3 protein-coding genes are annotated in these 4,034 nt (G+C 72.6%); all 3 read right to left on the bottom strand.

Translation table 11 applies throughout. The annotated features are described in order from the left end of the window. Positions 1 to 22: 22 nt before the first annotated feature. Genes ACFWFR_RS17950 through ACFWFR_RS17960 form a run of 3 tightly spaced genes read right to left on the bottom strand, consistent with a single transcriptional unit; the run spans position 23 to position 3,913 of the window. Positions 23 to 1,753, bottom strand: coding sequence for a dipeptide ABC transporter ATP-binding protein (locus ACFWFR_RS17950; protein ID WP_377623950.1), 1,731 nt, complete (start codon positions 1,751 to 1,753; stop codon positions 23 to 25). Continuing rightward, entirely contained in the window at positions 1,750 to 2,799 is a 1,050-nt protein-coding gene (locus tag ACFWFR_RS17955) for an ABC transporter permease (RefSeq protein ID WP_191805220.1), read from the bottom strand. Before ACFWFR_RS17955 ends, ACFWFR_RS17950 begins: the two co-directional genes overlap by 4 nt. Position 2,800: 1 nt before the next feature. Beyond that, a complete protein-coding gene (locus ACFWFR_RS17960; protein WP_377615343.1) occupies positions 2,801 to 3,913 on the bottom strand; it encodes an ABC transporter permease in 1,113 nt (370 codons plus the stop codon). Positions 3,914 to 4,034: the final 121 nt, after the last annotated feature.

Raw genomic sequence — 4,034 nt, forward strand, 5'->3', positions numbered from 1 at the left:
GAGCTCCGCACTCAGCGGACCGTCAGACCCGCAGCGCCGCCAGCTCGTGCCGGCGCTCGGCCTGGAGCACCGGGTCCGGCACGGGCAGCGAGGCCAGGAGGTGCTTGGTGTAGGTGTGCTGCGGAGCGCCCAGCACCTCGGCCGACGTGCCCTCCTCGACGAGCCTGCCGCGGTAGAGCACCGCGATCCGGTCGGCGAGCAGGTCCACGACCGCGAGGTCGTGGCTGATGAACAGGCACGCGAACCCCAGCTCGCGCTGGAGCTCGGCGAACAGCTCGAGCACGCGCGCCTGGACCGAGACGTCGAGCGCCGACGTCGGCTCGTCCGCGACGAGCAGCTCGGGATCGAGCGCGAGGGCCCTGGCCAGGCTCGCGCGCTGGCGCTGGCCGCCGCTCAGCTCGTGCGGGTAGCGGTCGCCGTACGCGCGCGGGAGCTGGACCGACTCCAGGAGCTCGTCGACGCGGCCACGGGCGTCCCCCGCGTCGGCGGCCCGCCCGTGCACCACGAGCGGCTCGGCCACGCACTCGGCGATCGTGAGCAACGGGTTGAAGCTCGACGCCGGGTCCTGGAACACGAACCCGATGCGCGGGCGCACGGGCCGCACGTCGCGCTCGCGCGCGCCCCGCATCTCGACGCCCAGCACCGACAGCGACCCGCCCGTCACGGGCGTGAGGCCTCCGATCGCCCGGCCGATGGTCGTCTTGCCCGAGCCCGACTCGCCCACGAGCCCCAGCACCTCGCCGGGACGGATCGACAGGTCCACCCCGTCGACCGCGACGAACGCGGGCTTGCGGAACCGGCCCGGGTACTCGATCCTCAGCCCCTGGGCCACGACCACGGGAGCCCCCTCGGCCCAGCCGTCGGCACGCGCCTCGACCCGGGCCGCCGCGTTGACCACGCCCCCGCCGACGCGCGGGACCGCGTCCAGGAGCGCGCGCGTGTACTCGGCCTGCGGGTCCTCGAACAGCGACCGCACGTCGGCCTGCTCGACGACCTTGCCCTGGTACATCACGGCCACGCGGTCCGCGAGGTCCGCGACCACGCCCATGTTGTGCGTGATGAGCACGATCGCGGTCCCGAACTCGTCGCGGCAGCGCCGCAGCAGGTCGAGGATCTCGGCCTGGACGGTCACGTCGAGCGCGGTCGTCGGCTCGTCCGCGACGATGAGCCCGGGGTCGAGCACGAGCGCCATCGCGATGACGATGCGCTGCTTCTGACCGCCCGAGAACTGGTGCGGGTACTTGTCGACCGCCGTCTCGGGGTCGGGGATCCCGACGCGGCGCAGCACGTCGACCGCCTGCCGGCGCCCTTCGGCGCGGCGTACGCGCCGGTGGGCGCGCAGCCCCTCGACGATCTGCCACCCCACGGTGAAGACGGGGTTGAGCGCGGCCGACGGCTCCTGGAAGACCATCGCGACGTCCGTGCCGCGCACGGCCCGCAGCTGGGAGCGGCTGAGGGAGACCACGTCGGACTCGCTCGTCCCCGCCTTGTTCGAGAGAACGACGGCGCCACGCGCGGTCGCGGTCTCCGGCAGCAGACCGAGGATCGTCTTGGCCGTCACGGTCTTGCCGCTGCCGCTCTCGCCGACGACCGCGAGGACCTCGCCCGGAGCGACCTCGAGGTCGACCCCGTCGACCGCGAGGATGGGTCCTGCGTCGGTCGCGAACGAGACCGTGAGGTCCCGGATGGTGACGACCGCGCCCTGCTCGCGCGACGTCGTCGCGCCTTCGCCTGCTGACTGCTGCGCGCTCACGGGCGCACCTCGATTCCCTCGTCGCCCAACGTCCCCGAACCTTCCAGACCGCCCAGCCCCGCCGGGCCGGCCGTGAGCGACCCTCCCGGCACGACCGACGTCTCCGCGACCTCGCCCGCACCGACCGCTGCCGCCCGGCGGCTGCGCAGGCGCGGGTCGGCCAGGTCGTTGAGGCTCTCGCCCACGAGCGTGATGCCCAGGACCGCGAGCACGATCGCGAGGCCCGGGAAGAGCGCGGTCCACCAGATGCCGCTCGTCACGTCGGACAGCGACTTGTTGAGGTCGTAGCCCCACTCGGCCGCGGCCGTCGGCTCGATCCCGAAGCCCAGGAACCCGAGCCCCGCGAGCGTGAGGATCGCCTCGGACGCGTTGAGCGTCACGATGAGCGGGAGCGTGCGCGTCGCGTTGCGCAGCACGTGGCGACCCATGATGCGGCGGTGCGGCGTGCCGATCACGCGCGCCGAGTCGATGTAGGCCTCGGCCTTGATCCGGACCGTCTCCGCACGGATCACCCGGAAGTACTGCGGGATGAAGACCACCGTGATCGAGAGCGCGGCCGCGAGGATGCCGCCCCACAGCTTGGACTGGCCCCCGCTGATGACGATCGCGAGCAGGATCGCGAGGAGCAGCGACGGGAACGCGTAGATCGCGTCGCACACGACCACGAGCACGCGGTCGAGCCACCCGCCGAAGTACCCCGAGACCAGGCCCAGCAGGATGCCGATCACGATCGACGCCGCGATCGCGACCACGATCACCAGGGCCGCGGTCTGCGCGCCCCAGATCACGCGCGACAGGACGTCGTAGCCGCCCACGGTCGTGCCGAGCAGGTGCTCGGCCGACGGCGGCTGCTGCGCGCCGAACGCCCCGTCCGCGTTGCGGAGCTGGCTGTACCCGTAGGGCGCGAGCAGCGGCGCGGTCAGGGCCGTGAGGAGGAAGAGCCCCGTGATGATCAGGCCCGCGACGAGCATGCCGCGCTGGAGCCCGACGCTCTGACGGAGCTGGTGGACAACGGGCAGGCGGCCCCAGGAGAGTCGTCGTGCCATGTCAGTACCTCACCCTCGGGTCGATGAGCGCCGCGATGACGTCCACGAGGAAGTTCGTGACCGCGACGATCACGGCCAGCAGGACGACGATCCCCTGGACCGCGACGAAGTCACGGGCCTGGAGGTACTGCGAGAGCATGAAGCCGAGACCCTTCCACTCGAAGGTCGTCTCGGTCAGGACCGCCCCGGCCAGGAGCATCGCGATCTGCATGCCCATGACGGTGATGATCGGGATGAGCGCGGGGCGCCACGCGTGCGTGCGGACGAGGCGACGCTCCGAGACGCCGCGTGAGCGGGCCGCGTCGACGTAGTCGGTCGCGAGCGTCCCGATCACGTTGGTCCGCACGAGGCGCAGGAACACCCCGGCGGTCAGGAGCCCCAGGGCGACCCCGGGCAGGACCGCGTGCATCAGGACGTCGCCCAGGACGGCGGGGTCGCCCGTACGGATCGCGTCCACGACGTAGAAGCCCGACGGGTCGGGCAGCGAGAGCATCTGCAGCTCGGCCCCGGTCGAGGCACGGCCCGCGACGGGGAACCAGCCGAGGCCGACCGAGAAGATCAGCTTGAGCAGGAGGCCCGCGAAGAACACGGGGGTCGCGTAGCAGAGGATCGCGAAGACGCGCAGGAACGCGTCGGGGATCCGGTCGCGGTGGTGGGCTGCGAGCAGCCCGAGCGGGATGCCGACCAGGAACGCGATGATCAGCGCGTAGACCGCGAGCTCGAGCGTCGCCGCACCGTAGGTCGTGAGGATCTCGGAGACCGGCCGGTTGTCGCTGATCGTGGTGCCGAAGTCGCCGCGCAGGATCCCGCCCAGGTACTCGAGGTACTGGACGATGATCGGGCGGTCGTAGCCGGCCGCGTGGATGCGCTCGGCGAGCTGGTCGGCGCGGAGCCGGCCGCCGAGCGCCGCGGTGATGGGGTCGCCCGTCGCGCGCATGACGAAGAAGACGGTCGTCACGAGGATGAAGACGGTCGGGATGATGAGGAGGAACCGGACCAGGACGTACCGCCCCAGCCCACCTCCTCCGGACGTCCTGGGCCGCGGGGTGGTCGAGCGTGGGGTCCGGGCGCCTGGCGGGTCCGCCGTGGTCACCTGGTCGGTCGTCGTGGTCATGTCGTCCGTTCGTCGTGGTCCGAGCCACGCTGCTCGGTTGCCTGCGGTGCTGCGCCGCGGCGGCGCCGCTCGCACGGCCCGCCGGGGAGTCGTCGGACCCCTGGGCGGCCCGGCCGTCGCC

It is taken from the genome of Oerskovia sp. NPDC060287, assembly GCF_042726775.1.
In the GTDB taxonomy this organism is placed as follows: domain Bacteria; phylum Actinomycetota; class Actinomycetes; order Actinomycetales; family Cellulomonadaceae; genus Oerskovia; species Oerskovia merdavium.

What these genes read in the sequence shown, in the direction of transcription:
- ACFWFR_RS17960 (WP_377615343.1), bottom strand. Translation starts at nt 3,913, where the DNA reads ATGACCACGACGACCGACCAGGTGACCACGGCGGACCCGCCAGGCGCC.
- ACFWFR_RS17955 (WP_191805220.1), bottom strand. Translation starts at nt 2,799, where the DNA reads ATGGCACGACGACTCTCCTGGGGCCGCCTGCCCGTTGTCCACCAGCTC.